We start from the raw sequence: 20,915 nt of genomic DNA on the forward strand, positions 1-20,915 counted from the left end.
GCTGACACCCACACACAGTACGTATAGACGGAACCTGGACCACTTACATCAGATTCGCAATTAATCGATATTGGCACCCAGAGCCACCAATTTTTCTCTGAAATCTTCATACCCACGATCAATCAGAGAAATACCACGTACCTCAGAAGGGCCCGTTGCAGTAAGGGCTGCAATCAAGTGACTGAAACCTCCACGCAAATCTGGAACATCGATAATTTGCCCTTGCAAGGGTGTAGGCCCAAAAATGACCGCGGAATGTTCAAAATTACGTTGCTGGAAGCGGCAAGGTAGTGACCCCAGGCATTCCCTATACAACTGAATAGTGGCGCCCATCTGCACTAAAGGTCTGGTGAAGCCAAAACGGTTTTCATACACCGTTTCGTGAACTATAGAAAGACCTTTAGCCTGGGTCAACGCAACTACAAGGGGTTGCTGCCAATCAGTCATGAAACCAGGATGAACATCGGTTTCAATGGCTACAGGGTGAAGATCACCACCGGGATGCCAGAAACGAATACCCTCATCACGAATATCAAATTCACCACCTATTTTACGGAAGACATTCAAAAAAGTCATCATATCGGGCTGCTGAGCCCCTTCAACGTAAATGTCTCCGTGTGTGGCCAGCGCTGCTGAAGCCCAAGATGCTGCTTCAATTCTGTCGGGCAATGCTGTATGAGTATATCCCTTGAGCTTCTTAACACCCTCAATACGAATCGTTCGATCTACATCAACTGAAATCTGCGCACCCATTTTTTGCAAGACTGCAACTAGGTCCATAATTTCTGGTTCTGTTGCTGCTCCTGAAAGTTCAGTCTTACCCTCTGCCAATACCGCAGCTAGCAAGGTTTGTTCAGTAGCACCCACCGATGGATATGGGAGGTGAATTTTAGCTCCATGCAAGCCATTAGGGGCAGTGATATGGATACCTGCCTCATGTTCCTTATCCACTTTGGCACCTAGTTTACGAAGGGTATCCAAATGGAAATCAATCGGACGAGAACCAATCCTACAGCCGCCGAGAGCAGGAATGAAAGCCTCTCCCATCCTGTATAGAAGTGGGCCTGAGAAGAGAATGGGAATACGTGAAGAACCAGACAGCGTATCTACATCTGCCACATCAGCAAGTTCTACTGTGCTGGCATCAATAGTGACTACACCCTCTTTAGGCTGAACGTTGACCTTGACCCCATGCAAGCGCAAAAGATCCGAAACGACCTGGACATCGCGAATTTCAGGGACATTTTTTAAGACTGAAACGCCTGGCGCTAGTAGAGCTGCAACCATTGCCTTAGAGACAAAATTCTTGGCACCGCGCACATGAATGCTGCCACCCAAGGGCTTACCACCAACGACGTGCAGAACATCATTCTGGGGATCAACTGTTGCCATTCCCACTCCTCTTTGTACGTACTATGCGCCTAACCAGCCGGCACACTCTCAAATGCACCATCACCTATTGTAAGTTTGCCATAAGGACTGTAAGTGTTAGGACAAAATGCGCGCGCAGCCTAATAAGCTGGCAGCTCACAGCGGAGCGTAATATGGCATCGCCCTATAAACCTTAAACAAACACACGTTTGTCGTGCTGTTAGGAAGACACAGGGCTAAATTCCATAGCAGTCACCAGTAGTTGAATAATGATGAACACAACAAACCAAAAACTAGCCCACGAAGCATACACGCCTTTGTACGCATGGTTGGCGGTAATAAAGTTCTTAATTCGAACCCTTGCTAGGTACAACACCAGTACACCCAAGACTATGCCAAGTACAAGAAAACCTAAATTAGTCCAAAACTGGGCTTCTTCAGGCAATGCACTAAAAATAACGCTATCAATATTAGAAATAACCATGTTATTGACAATGTGCAATAGTATGGACCAGAAAATAGAATACTCACTTGCGATGTATCCTAAAAGCAATCCCCCACTGAAGGCAAATAAACCTTGAGATACGTCCGAATGGAAGAAGCCAAACATCGCAGACGAAGTAACAATAGCAAAGACTTTGCCGTAGCGCTGCAAGCCCTTCATGATAACGCCACGGAAAATGATCTCTTCGACGATGGGGCCGAAGAGGCTAGCATATACCAGCATTGCAACTGTGCCCGAGGCAGCCTGAATCCTTTCAGAATTGCTTACTACTTCTAAATTGAGCTGTTGAACAACCCAAGAAAAGCCAATATTGTAGATGGTAGATAGGGACTGACATGTAAAGAGAAGGCATACAGCACCGATAAAAACTAAAGGCGGCATGCGACGCTCGCTGCGATGAAAGACACCATCGCTAGACGTATCTGCTATTTGTGATTTATGAGTTAGTATCCAAAAAACGAAGGCTGAGGCCACGCAAATTAAATTTGTAAGGCCTACATAAGAGGAAGAACTGAGTTCACCAAATGCGGCACCTAATGAAACAGACTGATGGTGCATCGCTTGCATCAGTGTAATAAGGATGGCCGCTATTGCTGGTCCAATCAACTGCATAACCACCAAGTAGAGGATCAGCATTCCTGCTTGCTCATTCAAGCTTGCGCGAATTTGCTTCATTGAAGCGTGTGGCACATTAGCTCCGCTAGGAAATGCTGTACTCGATACATATACCCGAGAGCTCATGTCTGTTAAGGTTGTATTTGCCTGTTTCCCTTGATTGGGTTGCCATAACAGCTTCATAGGCTACCCTCCCCCTATGCTCGTGTGCAGGATCCCGCTCTCGCTTTCTATCCTACCGACAGTATGTGAAACTGAAGTTGTTGTATATAGTGTATCTCCACCTCCATTCCACAATATGATAAACAGCACAAACGAAGTAGAAAAGAACGTATACAGACTAGTGACAGAATCTCCAAAGAATGAAAAAGATTTGAATGCCGATTACTAGCAGAAACCAAGGATTAGTCCAAGAAGCAAATACATTGGGTGCAACATTATCGTTTGCGCTAAAAGCACGCACTCGGTGATGGTTAGTAAGCAAGATAGCTACGCCAAGCAGCAGCACCAACAACCAAAATAGCATTTGAATAAAACTTAGCGTATGTCCTGCAAAACCCATTGTACGCAAGCTTATGCGTAAGACAAACGGGAGTACGGTAGCAATCACATTACTGAATATGTGCAAGCCGATAGACCAGATCAGCGAAAATTCACAGGCCACATATCCCAAGACTAAACCTAGACCGAAGGTAAAAACCCCCTGAGAGAGATTGCCATGCAAAACTGCAAACAGCAGAGAAGATGTGACTATCGCAAAAATTTTGCCATAGCGCTTCAAACTCGTTAGCACCACTCCCCGGAAGGCAACTTCTTCTACCACAGGCGCCCATAGGCAGCTATACACGGCTATTGACATAAAAGAAAAAGGTGTATCTACCACGCCTATATTGGTGAGATTAGACGAAACTACCTTACCTGTTGTTTCCCAGACACCAAAATCATAAAACCTTGAAAACGCTTGACAGCTTATCGTCATAACCACACAAGCGATGAGAGTAAGGGGAGGTACAGAACGTAAAGAACGGTGAAAAACACCATAAGGACCTGCATCTTCTATTTTTGACCGCCAATAGATCACGGTAAAAGCAAAGACCACGGCACTGGCCACCACATATAACTCTGATACTTCCCAACTACTTAAGCTAGTAACCACTTGTTCTGGAGAAAAACGAATACCAGCATACAGACGTTGGAGAATAATGAGAGCAATACCTGCTGTATACCCAATAATCTGCATAAAGATGATATAGAAAAATATGAAAACTGCTTGATCACCCACAGCGTTCCTAACTCTACCTAGAGCAGAACGGGACAGCGCAGCAGAGTTTTGAAGTTCAGTAACCGTGCCTTGAACCTGTATACCTGCATGACGAGGTGCACCAACTCCGTCTTTCACCTCATATCGCATTCGGGTTCGAGAACGCCTTGAGTCACTAGCAGCATGTCTGCCTGTCATAAAAACTCCCGTATTGCTATCTGCCGGTGGCAGGCGTTTACCTTCCCCTAGGTTAAAGTACACCAAACGTCGCACAAACCCACATTATTTGTAACACGTAAGCCATCAGTAACACAATGGACTTACCTTGTTTACATGAAAAACCTATCATAAGAGGGTATGGCACATTCTTCACATACAACAGTAGCAGACCATACCTGCTTCCAAGATGCCATGACTCATGAGTCATCTGTTTCTACTAACCAGACTACAACTCGAGACAATTGGGTTCACACCAATGTAGGAGTCTTAGATAAAATTGTGGAAATACTGGAGGCCCTGGAAGCTGGACCTATCAGCTTGGGACACTTAGTCACTACGACAGGGTTGGCAAGGCCTACCGTCCACAGGCTAGCTATGGCTCTAGAAAGACACCAATTCATCTATCGTGATGATCAGGGGCGTTTCGCACTCGGCTCCAGATTTGCTGAATTCGCTGCGAGTGCAAGTGAGGATCTCCTACTAGGCGCAGCGAATCCTATCCTGCGCAGCCTACACAATCGTACTGGCGAGTCAGTGCACATCTTCCGTCGCCAGGGAGACAACCGTGTCTGCATCGCTGCAGCTACTCGTTCTAGTGGCGTATATATTCCTACACCACTGGGAGCATTATTACCTATGCATGCTGGCTCTGCCGCACAAATCTTACTTGCCTGGGATGCTCCCGAACGTATCCATCAAACCTTACGAAAAGCTCGGTTTACCGCCACAATCCTTGCAGATGTCCGTAGGCGCGGTTGGGCAGAGTCTATCAGCGAATATCAGCAGGGAATCTGTTCCATCTCTGCACCAATTCGAAGTGCCACAGGGCAAGTTATGGCTGCTATATCTATAGCCGGCCCTGTAGAACGTATGAGCTCAACACCTGGCCGTCTCTATGCTCCTCTAGTTATGGCAGCTGGAAAATACTTAAGTGAAGCCATGCATGCTCCAGTTCACTAAATCGCAGTGTGCCGTTAGTGGTTAGTACTCCGAGTCGACTATGTACGGTCCCTCTTACTTCGATCACTATGGGACGACACATAGCCAGCAACCCGGTTTGCAAGATTGCCTGCAAGGATGCTCGGCTTCCGTAAAAGGTTGAAGGCTTCACCCTTAGATGTGGGCATATAACTCATTGCAAAAGTATAGGCCCTATGAGAACTCGGGCGGCCAACCAATTCACCAAACTCTAAAAGCTGTGTCCGCGGTTGGTAAGGATGACGGATATCAAACTCAAAGAGTCTAGCTGCTCGTTTACTCGAAGCAGGACCGTAAGAACCAAAACCACAAGTAGGGGTAACACCCAACGTAATGCCATCCACTGAACCTACAAAACCATTTCTGTGGTCGTGCCCAGCAAAAAGAGCGAAGTAACCAGCTTGTTTTAAGATTGCAAATTCCCCACTGTCATGGTCGGGACAAGAAACACCTTCTCCCAGAAATGAGCCAGCCAAAGTCTTGTTGTCATCGAGGACATAATAAGCCTTATCGAAGGAACGATAACCTTGTATAGCATGGGCAGTCGTAGCCGATACTGGCCGTAACAGCTGGTAAAACTGCGGTATCGGCATATGCTGAAAGAGGATAGATGGACGACCGATTCTGGCTGGAACCTGACTCAGGAAGGCAAGAGCTCGACGCGAAGGACTGCCATACCCACCCTGACGAGCATAATCTCCAGAATCTAACAACACTAGGTTCATAATAGGCTGCTTGCCTTCAGTGTCCGCAACAGGTAAGGCAAAACTACCGGGCTCACAAACAAATGCCTTCTGTTTGCTCATACCAGACGCTGGTACCGGTCGCGCCAGGTCTGAACGGGTGGCAGCAGTCGACTCAGGGTTGAGACAGCCGGGGAATTCGCGGAAAATAGCATCTAATTGATCAGTATCAAGCCCGCATTGGAAATCGTGGTTACCGTAAGTAACAGCAAAAGGAATTCCACGTTCAACCAATGGTTCAACTATTTGCGCTATTGTCTTTCTGACGGCATCAGCGCTGCGCTGGAGTTCATACTCTCGCTTGCGCTCGGGCTCTTGGGTCCTATCTTCAGGTAAGGCAACCTGGCCAGCTTGCGACTTCTTACCTCCGGGCGTTAACCCTTGCAAGGCATCACCCACCCAACGGCTCATAGACAGACCAGCTGAATACACCGAGTCAAGTGGTGTAGACCAACGACGCCTACGAAAGGTTTTTTCGTAGGAAGTATCATAACCAGCTATCTGATTACCAGTAAAAATAACAAGATCGGGTCTCGCTGCGTCACAGGCCGCAGCAATCAGACGAATAGTGTCAGAAGAAACTTTTGGTCCTTCTTGAACGTCAGCTAGTTGCAGAACCCTAAACTTGCCAGAATGATGGAATTGCAATTGTTTCAAGCGCGCGGACACAGACAAGGGTCGGTCATCTGGAGCAGCTTCCACAGCCCGCTGGTTCTTCAGAAAATAGTGTGCTTGACTCATATACCTAACCCTACTTCACCTACCCCACTACGCCAAACATCTTCCTGCAAGGCTACTATTGTCTCCTGAACTACTTCGTCCCTTAAAGAATCCTTCGACGGCATTGTTTCCGCGCTCTTGGCAAGAACACGCAGAACAGACGTACCTGTTAGACAGGGCACACTTTACGCGTGATAATAACTTGTAGACTGTGGTTTGATAGTTCTAGCATGAGAAACTTGCTATATTGGGAGCGTTTCTACTTTTGAGAGGTTGAGTCACTATGATACACAGACAACGAACGCTGCTTGACACAGACATGCAGCATGTTGTCAACAAACTCCAGGCAGAAGAAACATCAGTAACTCCCTACCGCAAGGAATACCGCAGACTTCTAGATAATCACGGAAAAATGCTCCGAGCAGCACTGTTGCTATGCTTCGGGCGAATTCAAGATGATGACAACCATCAACCTTTCAGAGCAGACAGTCCCCTGCTTACAGGCGCTGCCGCTATCGAAATGCTCCATCTAGCTACACTAGTACATGATGACGTTCTCGACGATGCTGACACGCGCAGAGACCAACCGACAACGCATAGTATCTATGGGAACAAGGCTGCTATTTACTTAGGAGACTTGATTTTATCCCGTTATATGGAAATTATGGCAAGTATTGCTCCCGATACCGCTTTCTTACAAGAGCAAGCAGGCACTGTGTGTGAAATTGTGAGCGGTGAGCTTTTACAGGAGTCAGGCCGCGGAAACACTCACATTACCCGTGAATATTATGAGCGTGTAATACAGGGCAAAACCGCAGCCCTCTTCCGTCTGGCATGTACAACTGGCGTCAAATTAAGTCAAACTAATCCAGACCCTGATCTGCTTAAGAGTGCCCATGACTTCGGACAGCACCTAGGGATGGCTTTCCAAATAATCGACGACATCGGTGATTTTGATACATCCCACGCGTCTGGTAAGCCCAAACTAGAAGATATACGCGAAAACATCTATACCTTACCTGTTATCGAAGCCCTAGCATCAGATCAATCCTTTGCTCAGATCTTAGAAAAACATGAACCGCTCTCAGTTGTGGATTACCTTACAGCACATCCTGAATTCATAGCAGCCAGCAAGAGTCGGGCAAACTATCACATTCAGCAGGCACAAAAAGCAGTAGAGAGTGTGACCACTACTCCATCAGTACTCGATCTACTCAAAGATTTGACCAGCACATTAGCACGTCAACTTTAAGAACCCTCATTGACATCACCGACATCTAACCTATAGAGCTGCCGGAAACGCGGATTATTCTGATATAACTCAGCAGGTGAACCTTGCATTGCTATATGCCCATCTTCCAAGAACACCACTTGGTCAGCCTCTTCAAGCCCCTGCAAGTGGTGAGTGACCCATATTAGGGTGCGGCCTTCGGTAGCAGACAGTATCATCTGCATCAACTGTCGCTCAGTAACTGGATCCAAGCCAATTGTTGGCTCGTCAAGAAGAATAATGGGCGTATTTTTTACGATGATTCTTGCCAAAGCCAAACGCTGTCGTTGCCCACCAGAGAACCGCGCTCCCCCTTCCTGTACCGGAGTATCAAGACCCTTAGGCAAACTGCGAACGTACTCGTCCATCTGTACTGCCTTGAGCGCCTGCCAAATGTCACTATCACTAGCTTGAGGTTTCCCAAGTCGAATGTTGGATGCAATAGTGGTATTGAAGAGGAAAGGTTGCTGATTGAGATAGCCAAAGAGCTGGGGTCGTTCATCCTGGAGACTAGCAATAGGATGTCCATTCACCAGAATGCGACCCTGATTCGGTTGAAGATCACCAAGCAAGAGCTGCAAAATGGTTGTTTTACCTTCACCACTCGGTCCCAGTAATGCTATCTTTTGACCAGCTGTAATGTGCAAGGAAACATTGTCCAAGAGCTTGACCTGCCCAGGCCCATACGCGAATGTAACATCCTCAATGTCAATCGTCTGAACAGGCTCACCGAGGCTCATTTGCGGACCTGGCTCTTGCTGTCGAGCATCCACCCGTTCACTCAACGCATTTAAATGCTGTAAAGAGTCACTGTAAAGCGGTACTTCCGCACAAGCCTGAGCCACCACGATGAAGCAGTCAACCAGCGGAAACAGCGAAAGAACAACGGCAGCTGCGTAGTCGGCTATTGACTGATTGCCGGTCATAAAGATCTGACAACCGACTACTAGCACCACTGCCATGACTGCAAAAATAAGCTGAATATTAAAATCTCGCCAGCGTTCGAAGCACTGTTGCTGAGCTTGAGAATCCATGATTCGGTCGAACTCTTGCTGTCCTATCTTCGCGAATTCTTGCTCCCTGTGTGTAATGACCCAATCACTCAAACCAAGATAGCTTTCAGTCACTTGAGTATATTCGTCCTGTTTCTTGGACTTTTCTAGAGCATAGTGTCCGTCGGAAAAAGCGAGAGACAGTAAGGGTATGAGGATAAGAATGAGGGCAAAGAGGACGAAAAGCAAAAGAGATGCTGCCCACGAGAATACACCTACCGCAATCGTAACGATTACCCACATGATGTATGCGACAACCGTTGGGAAAATAGTACGCAGGTAAAAATTCTCCAAGTGTTCCAAGTCATCGGCCAAAACAGAAAGTACTGTACCTGTCCGTTCATGTTCCGACAAGAAGGAGGCATCTTTGGACAGTGTGCGGTAAAGCTGAACTCTCAATTTTGAGACAACTCTCAACACCCAATCGTGACTGCGCGTCCGCTCCAGATACTTAAAGACAGGACGACCGATACCAAAGGCACGAGTAAGCACTATCGGAACATATACCACGAAAATATTGAATGGTTCCCTAGCTGAACGACTAATCAGAAAGCCGGAAGTAAACATAAGTCCGGCTGCGCAAATAAACGTCAACGTGCCAAGAGCAAAGATAAGAGCCAACAACACTCTATTTTGCTTAAGGAAAGGCCAGAACCAGTGATCATTATGCCACAGTTTGAGGTAGTTGGTGCGTTTGGAACTCCGACTCGATGTATTACTTGAGGTACCCATCAATCTGGTTGCCTCCCATCTGTTCCATTAAGCGGTCAAGAGGACCATCCTGTCCGATCACTTCACTAGGACTTCCCTGAGCCACTATCTTGCCTTTGTCTAGCATAATTACCTTGTCTACATTTGACAGCCAGTGCAGTCTGTGGGTAGCAAAAATAACGAGATGGTTGTCCATAATAGGCAGCAGTGTTTGCTTGAGCTCATATTCTGTTTCGATGTCCAAGTGTGCCGTCGGCTCATCGAATAGCAGTATTTCCCGAGACTTATCAAGCAAAACACGTGCTAAGGCAATGCGCTGAGCCTGTCCGCCAGAAATACCACGATGCCCCTCGCCTATTAAGGTTTCAAGACCATCTGCCAGAGTCTCTAACCAATCAGACAAACCGGCTTCTTGAGCTGCAATACTGACAGCTTGATCATCTGCCGTAGGAATATAAAACCGAATGTTCTCAGCGATACTTCCCGAGAAAATATATGGGGTCTGTGGAATGTATGCGATATGCCGCTGCCATGCTGGGAGGTTCAAACTGTGGAGCTGATGACCATCGACAGTAATACTGCCGGAAGATGGTAGGTCGAAACCTGCCAGCAATTGAACCAACGTGGACTTCCCAGCACCAGAACGACCTATGACTGCTACTTTTTCAAACCCACTCAACGACAAAGTAAGATCGTTCAGAGCAGGCTCAAGATCCTGAGATTCACTTGTGGGAGAATCCTTGGTTTGGTCTTTCGAGGCCGAAGGATCCTTGCTGGAATTTGACGACATCGCAGACTGAACAACTGCGTCTGGTTGAGGTTTAGTGGGGTACGTAAATTGCACATTGTCCATGGTCAGCTTGCTATCAGCTGTCCAACCAGACCAATCAATATTAGGCTCTAGCTCCGGCTCTGCACGGTCGAGTAGCCTTACCATGTCCTGCAAAGCGTTCTTACCATCAAGGGTGGCATGGTAGTCATCGCCGAACTGGCGGATAGGCAAGAAGTAGTCGGGAGCCAAAATGAGTGCAAACAGGGCAGGAAATAGGGGCATACTGCCATTGATCAGACGATTACCCAAGAAAACTGCCATCATAGCTATGGCTAACGTTGTGAAAAAATCTAAGGCGAAGGTAGAAGTCAGAGCTACCCGGATAACACTCATAGTGCGCTTGCGGAAGCGTTCAGAGACTGAATAAATTTCTTCTTCATAGTCCTTGTTGATACCCAACATCTTCAATGTCGGTAGACCTAAAATAGTGTCTACGAACCTAGTGTTGAGCTGGCGAAACTGAGCGTACTGTTTATCAGAACGGTCTCGAGCAGCCAATCCTAAAATTGCTAGGAAGAAGATCAAGAGCGGGAACATACAAAGCAGGATAATGCCGCTCAAAGAACTCTGCGTCCAAATGACTGCAAGAGTAATCAAAGGAATAAAAAACAGATCCATCATCTTGGGAAGGACCGTTTGAATATAAGTCTTAACTTGATCAAGTCCGTCGATGAGCATAGTGACCGTGGAACCTGTACCTCGTTGGCTCAAGACGGCAGGCCCTAGGCGAAATACTTTGGACTGAACTTTGGGGCGCAATCCTTGTACAACTTCATCTGCATAATGCGAAGCTAGTTTTTGCTTGGCTACTTCGCACAAGTGACGAACAACGTATGCCGCAACAAATACAGCCGTCGGTACTAGTAGAGAGGACAGAGCCCTAAGATGCCATATTTGCACCAGAGCCCAGGTCAAGCCGAAAGCTTGACCTGAGATACTAACCCCTTGAAGGATGGAGAGCATAGCCAGTAATAGCATCTGACGCTGAATACCAGCGAACTGAAAAAGACTCTTATCTATCAAGAGGTAAACTCCTCAATCTAGTATCGACGGCCTTTATATCAATGCACAGCAAGTGGTTTACGCAAATCAGTCATACTGACATCATTGGAAACCAAGCGCTTGCGCTGGATGAAGTAACTCCAGACGAAGTAGGCCAAAACGATTGGCAAGAATATGCACAATACAATGGTCATAATCTTCATCGTGTAAGGAGAGGCGGAAGCTTCCGTAATCATCATGCTCTTTGCAGGATCCTCAGCCACCATCACTCTTGGGAAGATTCCGTTGAAAATCCAAGCGATAACCGCCATCAAGGTGATGCCTGATGAGGCGAAAGCAAAACCACCACGCTTCTTCACTGTGCTTACGTGCCCACATATCGTAGCTGCAAGAATGACCACAGTCAGCATCCAACTGGTAACCGGACGCAACTTATAGAAGTCAGTCATGAAGAAAGCTAGGATAACGAAGACAACTAGTGCAGGATAAGCGATCCAATAGAGTTTCTCAGAGGTATTTAGCATACGTCGAGAATCCCCTGGACCTAGTTTCAAGCTCAAGAAGTGCAGGCCGTGCAGGAAGCAGAAGAAGACAACTGCAATTCCACCCACGATTGAGAGCCAGTTCACCACATCAAAGAAGCCTGCCCAAACGTTACCCTTGTCATCCATAGGAACTCCCTGGATGAAGGAAGTCAACATCATTCCAAGGAAGAAAGGAGCAAACAGGCAGCCGACGAAATTGGCCCACTGCCAGATGTTACGTTCTTTGTCGGTCAATGCTTGACTGGCAAATTCAAAGGACACGCCCCTCAAAATCAGCGAAACCAAAACCAAGAAGAGGAGAATGTAGTAGCCAGAGAACAGCGAGGCATACCACAGTGGGAAGGCGGCAAACATAGCACCACCAGCGGTAATGAGCCAGACTTCATTGCCGTCCCAGTGTGGGCCGACTGCTCGCATGAAGAGAGCACGCTCATCACCATTTCTGGCCAAGAACCGAGTTGCCATACCTACGCCAAAGTCGAAACCTTCAAAGAGAAGGAAGCCTGCGAAGAGGAGGCCTATAACACAGAACCACATAAGTTGCAGGAAGCTCATGCTAACGCCACCTTTCTTTGAGTGCCGGCAGTAACTTCTACTGGGGTGTCTCCTTCATCGGGCTGGTAGAAAGGCCCCTGGTGAAGCACACGACGGCTGTAGAAGATCATGACTGTTCCCATAAGCAGGAAGAGCAGGAAGTAGACCACGCAGGTAAACAACACTTTAGGCACGGTGCTAGTTGGAGAAACAGCATCGGCAATGGTCTGGTATCCATATACAATCCAAGGATAACGGCCCATCTCAGTGACTAACCAGCCTGAAGTTGTAGCTAAGAATGGAACGAACGTAAACAATCCCATGATCCACAACTTCCACCTGCTCTGCCACAATGTATTTTTCTTTTTGCGGGTAAACCAGAGCACACAGATAGAAACCACAGCAAAAGCAAAGCCGATACCGACCATTAATCTGAAGACCCAAAACAGGAGTGTGGTCGGCAGGTAGTAATTCATATCCTCACCGAATTTGGCGTCATACTTCTCGTGCAGTTCCTTGTTCACAGAGTTCATGCCACGTACTTTGCCATGATTCGTGCCATAGTAAAGTATCGAACCTTGCTCGGGGATATCAACCGAAGCCTCAACCTTATGATCTTTCTCATTGATCAGTGCCACTGCCTGCCAGGGTGCAGGATCACCAGTATCTTCATAAATACCTTCGATAGCAGCCAACTTCATTGGCTGATCATATACAATGAACTTTCCTTGCAAATCTCCCATCAAAATAGCAAGGCAAGCACCAATGAGTCCTAACACGGCTGCCATGCGAAGAGACCTAGTGAAGAAATCTACTTTTGCAGTTCCTTCAGCGTCTGCCTGTACGCTTTCGACGTCTTTCTTGCTCTTGATATGCATACGCAGCAAGCTCCAAGCTGAGCAACCCATAACCACGAAGGCACCGGTGCATATGGAAGCAGCAAAAACGTGGGGGAATTCAACCCACAACTGAGGGTTTGCGATGAGATCTTTAAAACTCCTCAAACGCACATGCCCGGTGGCAGTGTTAATTTCAAACGCAACTGGGTGCTGCATAAAGCTGTTTGCTGTGAGAATCCAAATAGCTGAAAGAATGGAACCGATGTTAGTAAGCCAGATAAACACCATGTGCCAGACTGGCTTGAACCTATCCCAGGTAAACATCCACACACCAATAAAGGTGGATTCCAAGAAGAATGCCAACAAGGCTTCAATAGCCAAAGGAGCACCAAAAATATCTCCCATAAAGCGGGAGTAATTGGACCAGTTCATACCGAACTGGAACTCCTGAATAATACCTGTGACAACACCAACAGCGAAGGCAAGCAAGAATATCTTGCTCCAGAACTTCGTCATCGTCTTATACACATCTTTCTTCGTCACTACGTACATGGTTTCCATGATGGCTACGGCTAAACCAATACCGATAGTCATAGGTACGAAGAAGAAGTGATAGATAGTTGTCATCGCAAACTGTATTCGCGATAACTCTAAAACACCCATTATCTTCCTTCCCTTATCTTTCTCACTGCTGTTAGATTGTTGTTATAGTACAGGACTAGTTGCTTTCCAGCATGGCCTTTACACCACCGAGCTCGAAAGCAGAACGATCACTAGTAATCTTCTTCACCAATCCAACTTTCATACCTTTGAGCTTCCAATGACCTAAGAAGTTGATCTGAGCCACACCTGCTAGAGGTCCCAAAGAGCAAACTGTACCCGTACTGGTATATGTGAATGGTATGCCAGGGCGGCCCTGCATACGTGCCTCGATATTGCGGGCAGCACAATCCGCCTGAACAACAGAAATCTGAGCTGTTGTGGGATACGGTCGATGAGTATTCGGATCCATAGCCGCGCAGACATCTCCGATCAGGAACTCACAGGGGTTACCTTTGACGCTTAAGTCTTCTTCAACTATGACGCGATTTCGCTTCTGATCGTAACCTGAGTCAGCGATAACTTTGCTACCTTTGACCCCGGTTGCCCAAATAATGGTGTTGGCATTGAAAGAACTGTCTTTACTAATAACCTTACCTGGCTCTATAGCGGTAATCGAAGTTGATGTGTAGAACGTAACTCCGTGATCCATCAAGTACTGCCGGGCCCAAACAGCCAAGTCAGGCTCGAACATGGGCAGTATCTTGTCTGCTGCTTCAATACACGAAATTTTGACCTTGTCCAGCGGGAAATGATATTGCTTAGACAATTTTGGCAGCCTATATGCTAATTCACCCATGTACTCGATACTGGTAAAACCTGCTCCGCACACAGCAATAGCAAGATCGTTCTCATCGTGAGAGTACTGGTAGCGAGCTAGGTGATTTTCAAGCTCTTCCTTGGCCCGCAGAGCAGTTGGGATATCAACCAGAGGAAGGCTGTTTTCCTCTACGCCAGGAATACCAAAACTCTCCGATTCAAAACCTAATGCATTGACCAGGTAATCATATGACAATTCGGAACCACTAGCTAACAACACACGATGCTGTTCTCGATCAATTGTAGTGACCCTATCAAGAACAAACTTGACACCCCTGGGAAGGACACCCTGAATGTCGAAAGTAATATCGGCTACCTCTTTGGTACCAGCAGCCACTTGATGGAGCTGGGTAGACTGATAATGGTATGAATTCTGATTCACCAAGACCAGCTCAGCATCTACTTTGGCCGCTGCCAGCTGCCTAACTGTGCGCAAACCTGCGTACCCGCCACCTAGAATTACTATCTTCGTCATACGCTCACCTTTTTTGCTAACGCTTCTCTGTCGTAGCGAGTCAGCAGATGCTGGTGTGCAATGCACCATAGCAGCATCAGCCAGCTTCTACCGATATAAGAACAGTATATAAGAAGGTAAACATTTTGAATAACCCACAAGCGAAGAAAAGTACCAATACGCTATATTCTGTATGATATGCCACACCTGTGCATACCTAAGCCACTTACGCAAACTAAGACTCAAACTACACCACCATCATCATGTTTTCCTAGTAGCTCACTGCACAGAGGGCAAAAGTTGTGATGGCATTCCCTAACCTGAATAGGAACGATGCTCAATCACAGACAGTCTACAAACGTTCGTTCTTGAATCCCAATAAGCGGTTACTGCCAGTAATCGTATATACAAAAAACGGCCTCTTGCTTATGCAAGAAACCGTTTTTGGTTCATGTGCTGGGGTACCTGGACTCGAACCAAGAACAGATGAACCAGAATCACCCGTGTTGCCAATTACACCATACCCCAATGGGCTTGTAGCAGGTACTTGACATCTACTACATGGCCTTGTACCCCCGACCGGATTTGAACCGGTGTTGGCGCCGTGAGAGGGCGTAGTCCTAGGCCGCTAGACGACGGGGGCTTGCTATCCGCCGCGCCATGACCCGGTTCAATGGGTCACGGACACAACGAATAAAATTATATGCTACGCCAGGTGCTCACGCAAGTTCTGCAACCGACGGAGTGTCGTATCTTTACCTATAATCTCAAGAGACTCAAAGAGCGGTGGCGATACCCGACGACCCGAAACTGCTACTCGAACAGGCCCGAAAGCAAGACGAGGCTTGTAACCACCTTCATCGACGAGCGCTTGAGTCAAAACATCATGCAGGTGGTCAGTTGTCCACTCGTCCGCAGACACTCCATCAAGTGCCTGACTGGCCTGCGTCAATACCTCTGCGGCAGACTCCTTAAGCTGCTTACGGGCGTCTGGAGCCGGTTCAAGATACTCTTCCTGACTGAGTAGAGACTCCATCATGCCTGGAACCTCCCCCAAGAGTCGGACGCGCGGCTGTACCAGCGGGGCAGCCGCGTTAAGAATCTCGCGCTCACGATCACTCAAGTTTTGCCAGGAATCAGAGGACAGCATCCCTTCACGCTTGAGATAAGGCAGCGAGCGCTCCAAGAAATCATGTGAGTCGAGCATACGAATGTGTTCAGCATTGATAGCTGTAGCCTTGTCGATGTCGAAATGGGCAGGATTTGCTTTGACATCACGGACATCAAAGTGTTCAACCATCTCGTCCATAGAGAAGACATCACGGTCAGGAGCAATAGACCAGCCCAGCAGTGCTAGATAGTTCAACAGTCCTTCTGGAATAAAGCCGTTCTCCCGATGAAGGAAGAGGTTGGACTCCGGATCGCGTTTCGACAGCTTTTTCTTACCTTCACCCATTACATAGGGCATATGTCCAAAGACAGGCATTTCTTTCGCTATACCAAGCTCAATGAGATAACGATAGAGAATAATCTGTCGCGGAGTGGATGAAAGCAGGTCCTCACCGCGTAAGACAACGTTGATCCGCATCAGAGCATCATCTACGGGGTTCGTCAGCGTATAGAGAGGATCGCCGTTAGGGCGAACGATGACATAGTCTGGAACCGAACCTGCCTTGAACTCAATACGCCCACGGATCAAATCATCGAAAGCTATGTCCTCATCCGGCATTTTGAGACGGAGAGCTGGTTGACGACCCTCAGCTTGGAATTGAGCTTTTTGCTCATCTGTGAGCTTACGATCAAACCCGTCGTAGCCGAATGCTTTGGGGCGACCTGCTGCCAAATTACGAGCTTCAATCTCCTCTGCGGTCGAATATGACTCATAAGCATAACCGGCCTCAAGCAGCTTAGCCGCCACATCTTGATAAATGTCACTTCGCTGGGACTGACGGTACGGGGCATAAGGCCCACCTACTTCAACACCCTCATCCCAGTCTAAGCCCAACCACCTCAAGGCATCGATGATTTGGTCATAGCTTTCTTCACTATCTCGGACAGCGTCGGTGTCCTCGATACGAAAAATTAACTTACCATGGCTATGCCTTGCTTGCGCCCAGTTAAAGAGCGCTGTGCGCACCATACCGACATGAGGTGTACCGGTTGGCGAGGGGCAGAAGCGCACACGCAAGTCATCTGGGAGTTGGGGTTTAGCGTTTTTGTCTTGCTCTTGACTCATAGAACCTATTGTGCCTTGGCAGCCAGACGTTGGCTTCCTAGCGCAGCTCAAACTATCCTCGAGTTTGTTCTGCCTGGCGGTCCTTACTGTAGTGCTCTGGAATAAAGCGTTGTTGGTCATGCAAGCGACCCCACATTACCAGTTCATCCTGTTTCAGCGATTCAGGCACATCAATAATACGTTGATTAGACGAACCTCGGAATTGTAAGAGCGAATTTTTGAGACTGTCAATATAGCGACCATCGACCAAAACATCAACGTAAGCAAGTAGGGCTGCCTTATCATCGGTTTCACCAGGCCGCATCAGCTCCTCCCACGTATAGCCTGTCCAGCACCAAATATCCTTACTGTGACCATACTCTCGGCGAATACGTTCCGACAACCTTAGGAGCATGGGAGTATTCAGCATGGGCTCACCGCCCAAGTATGTAATTCCTTGTACGTAGGAAGGAGAGAGATCGTTGATAATACGGTCCTCTAACTCTTGTGTATAGGGCTGCCCAGCTTGGAAATCCCAAATTGAAGAGTTATAGCAGTTGTGACAGCGAAAGGGGCAACCGGAGACATAGATAGAGCAGCGAATACCCTCACCATCCGTCATTACTAAGGGTTTGTAATCGGCCACAATGAAACGGCTCAGTTTGCGACCGTCCCACTGGCCCGCCTTCGGGTTGTTAGTTAAAGGACTGGGAATACTTGGCCCTCTCCCGGACTCACCTGCTGCAAAATCTCGATGAGAGTGACCAGTGGATACAAATCCTTCTACTTCCTGAACCATCCTAGGTAGTATTCCTTCCCTTTGGTATACAAACCCCTTGTACTCATTGCGAGCCATGTAATTACCTATGGCTGCACCGACCAGTTGAATCTTGTGCAGCATAACCGCAGGTAACTAGAAATTGGTGGTTATTGGTAGTTCCCATGATTGCTTCTGCATACACGACTCACCTCCACGCCAAAGTATTACTCTTCCACGTCGTCAAACCACTCTTTAGTAGATCCGTCCTGTAAGAGCACATGTCCGGTCTGCCCCGCCATGTGCTTAACTCGATGCGTAATCTCTTCATGCCTGCCATGGACCATAGGACGCTGCACGGGATTACCCAGGTAACCACAAGTCCGTTTTGTTACATTGCATTGTTCTGGGTCATCGTTACCACACTCTGGACACTTAAATCCTTCTTCAGTAGGTTCGAAGTCTCCTTCATACCCGCAGATAAAGCAGTGGTCAATAGGAGTGTTAGTACCCAAATATCCGATACCGATGCCGTAAGCATAATCCCAAACCGCTTCCAAAGCCTTGGGGTTTGCCTGAAGTGAGGGGAATTCACAGTAGTTAATGAAGCCACCCGAGGCTAGATAAGGGAAGTCTCGTTCGAACGAAAGCTTCTCCATTGGAGTGGGCCTCAGCCATACGGGATAGTGGAAGGAATTGGTGTAGAAGTCATGATCAGTCACTCCTTCGACCTTGCCAAACTTCTCTTGATCTAACCGGCAGAAGCGATCAGTCAATGATTCAGCAGGAGTTGAGTATACAGAATAGTGATATCCTTCAGCCTTCTCCCACTGCTTACACAATTGGTTCATCCGACGCACGATTGAAAGAGCAAACTCCTTGCCTTCAGGATCCCACGAGTGATCCTGCATCCAGTCCTTACCATAAAAGACAGCAGTAGTTTCATACAAGCCTATATAGCCCAAAGAAATTGTTGCCCTGTTATTACGGAAGAGCGTGTCTACCGAGTCACCTGCCTTAAGGCGACCAAAAGCTCCAAACTGATAGAGCGTAGGTGCATTGATAGGTGTCGCCTGCTTACAGCGCATGATACGGAATTGCAAAGCGTGATGAGCTACTTCCATACGCTGGTCAAACAGCTTCCAGAAGCGGTCCTTGTCCCCGCGCGACTCGAGAGCAATGCGTGGAACGTTAACTGTGACCACTCCCAAATTCATGCGGCCCTCTTCTTCATCCTCACCGGTTTCAGGATTAATCCAACCCTGCAAGAAGGAACGGCAGCCCATGGGAGCCTTAAAGGAACCAGTTATGGTAATGAGGTTTTCATAGAAGACAACGTCTGGATACATGCGTTTAGTGGAGCATTCCAAGGCTAGTTGCTTCATGTCATAGTTTGGATCACCAGCATCAGCATTCAAACCATGCTTAATCGTAAAGACGAGTTTAGGGAAAATAGCTGTGTGCCGGTCCTTACCCAACCCTCGAATGCGGACTAAGAAAATAGCTCGCTGAATCTCTCGCGCGAACCACGAGGTACCCAAACCGAATCCAACTGTCACAAACGGTGTCTGCCCGTTTGAAACACGATTAGAGTTAATCTGATACTCCAAGGTTTGCATGGCATCATAGATGTTCTTCCGAGTTACAATCTTGGCATACACTTGGCGCAAACGAACAATGGCTGGCGCATCGAGATCAAAAGGAGTGTCCTCGTCCAAGGCTGGACGGTCATCAAGGTGGAGCCAGGTAGATTCACGAGACTTGAGACCACGGACTACTTCTTGAGCAATTTCGATAGGCTCTTCGTCAGGAAGCACCGCCTCTGCCATCGCATAGTTCTTTTGGTAGTCTAACTTGGCATAATCTTCCAGCATTTCGTCAGCCCTATTGACAGTCTGCCCACCATACTGGGAACCAGCAATATCTTTGATAATCTGCGTTATCTGTGTGGCGGCTGTACCGATTGACTGCGGGGAATCCATCATCGCATTACCCAGCTCAAAACCATATTTAAGCATGTTGCCAAAATCCGGCAACGAGCAATTGGTCTCAGCAGTAAAGGGAGAGTAATCGGCATCGTGGAAGTGAATATCGCCCTTCAGATGGGCATTAGAAACATCTTTAGGAAGCATCTTTAAAGCGGATGCCTTAGAGACAGCACCAGCTAAAAGATCACGCTGTGTGGCATAAACATTGGCATCTTTGTTGGCATTTTCACGCACTAACGACTCATCATTAGATGTTAAGCGGTGTACAGCCTCATTAACATCGGTAGCCTTAGCCCTGCGTATGTCGCGATTCAATCGGTATGCAGTATAAGCTCGAGCAACATCGTAATAGTGCGCATTCACCAAGGCATGCTCAACTAAAGTCTGTATGTCTTCTATCCTCACTGGATTTGTATAGCGATTGCGAATTTCCGATTCAACAGAAAGCGCCATTGCTCGAATGTGCTGTTTAAGCTTGGGGTCGATATCTCGATCATCATCATGAAATGCAGATTCAACAGCATTCATAATATTCACAGGATCAAAATCGACAATACGCCCGTCTCGTTTTTCCACAAGGATGTCTTCAACGCCATCGGACACATCAGCACTGTTACTGTCTCGTGTCTGATCTGACATGACCTGCGTGTCCATAACTCTCGCTCCTTTGAAGCAAGCACACCTCTTGTGTCCGATGCTTGCATAATTAGGCTTATACACTGTTCTTAGCTATTCAAGAATAGCACCACGCATCACTATATCTAGTGGTTAGACAAAAGAGCATCACTATATGTAGTTAGTTATGTCAGAAAAAAAGGAATCTTGTACCATAACCCAGCTTTGCCCCACACAACACAATCGGCTTGACGTCAAGGAAAGCATAGG

Annotated in this window: 14 protein-coding genes and 2 tRNA genes; 2 read left to right on the forward strand and 14 right to left on the reverse strand. The window is 47.4% G+C overall.

Annotation, left to right across the window (positions count from 1 at the left end; all coding sequences use genetic code 11):
- Window positions 1-60: 60 nt before the first annotated feature.
- The 3 genes from murA to BOCO_RS01500 all read right to left on the reverse strand — a co-directional run bounded on the left by murA (window position 61) and on the right by BOCO_RS01500 (window position 3,950).
- Window positions 61-1,392 (reverse strand): UDP-N-acetylglucosamine 1-carboxyvinyltransferase, encoded by a 1,332-nt coding sequence (gene murA / locus BOCO_RS01490; protein ID WP_094722341.1) that lies wholly within the window; start codon window positions 1,390-1,392, stop codon window positions 61-63.
- A 199-nt stretch (window positions 1,393-1,591) separates the two neighbouring features.
- Complete coding sequence (locus BOCO_RS01495; RefSeq protein ID WP_094722342.1) at window positions 1,592-2,674, reverse strand: CPBP family intramembrane glutamic endopeptidase; 1,083 nt, start codon at window positions 2,672-2,674, stop codon at window positions 1,592-1,594.
- 157 nt (window positions 2,675-2,831) lie between these two features.
- Complete coding sequence (locus BOCO_RS01500) at window positions 2,832-3,950, reverse strand: CPBP family intramembrane glutamic endopeptidase (RefSeq protein WP_094722343.1); 1,119 nt, start codon at window positions 3,948-3,950, stop codon at window positions 2,832-2,834.
- A gap of 213 nt (window positions 3,951-4,163) precedes the next feature.
- On the opposite strand from BOCO_RS01500, the gene BOCO_RS01505 reads away from it, so the two are divergent.
- Window positions 4,164-4,931 carry an IclR family transcriptional regulator gene (locus BOCO_RS01505; RefSeq protein WP_094722371.1) on the forward strand — a complete coding sequence of 256 codons (768 nt, stop codon included), beginning with the start codon at window positions 4,164-4,166 and terminating at the stop codon, window positions 4,929-4,931.
- A 38-nt stretch (window positions 4,932-4,969) separates the two neighbouring features.
- Here BOCO_RS01505 and BOCO_RS01510 read toward each other — a convergent pair whose 3' ends face one another.
- Window positions 4,970-6,433, reverse strand: coding sequence for a metallophosphoesterase family protein (locus BOCO_RS01510; protein ID WP_094722344.1), 1,464 nt, complete (start codon window positions 6,431-6,433; stop codon window positions 4,970-4,972).
- Window positions 6,434-6,695: 262 nt separating this feature from the next.
- Here BOCO_RS01510 and BOCO_RS01515 point away from each other — a divergent pair, with 262 nt between their 5' ends.
- The gene (locus BOCO_RS01515; protein ID WP_094722345.1) at window positions 6,696-7,664 is read left to right on the forward strand and encodes a polyprenyl synthetase family protein; all 969 of its coding nucleotides are present in this window, start codon (window positions 6,696-6,698) and stop codon (window positions 7,662-7,664) included.
- On the opposite strand, the gene cydC is transcribed toward BOCO_RS01515, so the two are convergent.
- From cydC to nrdD, 10 genes are all read right to left on the reverse strand, one after another.
- Window positions 7,661-9,466: a thiol reductant ABC exporter subunit CydC gene (gene cydC / locus BOCO_RS01520; RefSeq protein WP_094722346.1), complete on the reverse strand. Its 1,806-nt coding sequence runs from the start codon at window positions 9,464-9,466 to the stop codon at window positions 7,661-7,663. The two genes, BOCO_RS01515 and cydC, sit on opposite strands and share 4 nt — an antisense overlap.
- The gene (locus BOCO_RS01525; RefSeq protein ID WP_244568708.1) at window positions 9,450-11,300 is read right to left on the reverse strand and encodes an ABC transporter ATP-binding protein/permease; all 1,851 of its coding nucleotides are present in this window, start codon (window positions 11,298-11,300) and stop codon (window positions 9,450-9,452) included. The genes cydC and BOCO_RS01525 overlap by 17 nt, the downstream gene beginning before the upstream one ends.
- A 38-nt stretch (window positions 11,301-11,338) precedes the next feature.
- Window positions 11,339-12,379 carry a cytochrome d ubiquinol oxidase subunit II gene (gene cydB, locus BOCO_RS01530; protein ID WP_094722347.1) on the reverse strand — a complete coding sequence of 347 codons (1,041 nt, stop codon included), beginning with the start codon at window positions 12,377-12,379 and terminating at the stop codon, window positions 11,339-11,341.
- Window positions 12,376-13,860, reverse strand: coding sequence for a cytochrome ubiquinol oxidase subunit I (locus BOCO_RS01535; RefSeq protein ID WP_094722348.1), 1,485 nt, complete (start codon window positions 13,858-13,860; stop codon window positions 12,376-12,378). Before BOCO_RS01535 ends, cydB begins: the two co-directional genes overlap by 4 nt.
- A 55-nt stretch (window positions 13,861-13,915) precedes the next feature.
- The gene (locus tag BOCO_RS01540) at window positions 13,916-15,091 is read right to left on the reverse strand and encodes an NAD(P)/FAD-dependent oxidoreductase (RefSeq protein ID WP_094722349.1); all 1,176 of its coding nucleotides are present in this window, start codon (window positions 15,089-15,091) and stop codon (window positions 13,916-13,918) included.
- A 435-nt stretch (window positions 15,092-15,526) separates the two neighbouring features.
- Window positions 15,527-15,598 (reverse strand) — tRNA-Gln (locus tag BOCO_RS01545).
- Between the two features lie 42 nt (window positions 15,599-15,640).
- Window positions 15,641-15,713: transfer RNA gene (locus BOCO_RS01550), tRNA-Glu, on the reverse strand.
- Window positions 15,714-15,776: 63 nt separating this feature from the next.
- Complete coding sequence (gene gltX, locus BOCO_RS01555) at window positions 15,777-17,306, reverse strand: glutamate--tRNA ligase (protein WP_094722350.1); 1,530 nt, start codon at window positions 17,304-17,306, stop codon at window positions 15,777-15,779.
- Window positions 17,307-17,358: 52 nt separating this feature from the next.
- A complete protein-coding gene (gene nrdG, locus BOCO_RS01560; RefSeq protein ID WP_094722351.1) occupies window positions 17,359-18,084 on the reverse strand; it encodes an anaerobic ribonucleoside-triphosphate reductase activating protein in 726 nt (241 codons plus the stop codon).
- A 185-nt stretch (window positions 18,085-18,269) separates the two neighbouring features.
- A complete protein-coding gene (gene nrdD, locus BOCO_RS01565; protein ID WP_420835386.1) occupies window positions 18,270-20,669 on the reverse strand; it encodes an anaerobic ribonucleoside-triphosphate reductase in 2,400 nt (799 codons plus the stop codon).
- Window positions 20,670-20,915: the final 246 nt, after the last annotated feature.

It is taken from the genome of Bombiscardovia coagulans (genome assembly GCF_002259585.1).
Classification (GTDB): domain Bacteria; phylum Actinomycetota; class Actinomycetes; order Actinomycetales; family Bifidobacteriaceae; genus Bombiscardovia; species Bombiscardovia coagulans.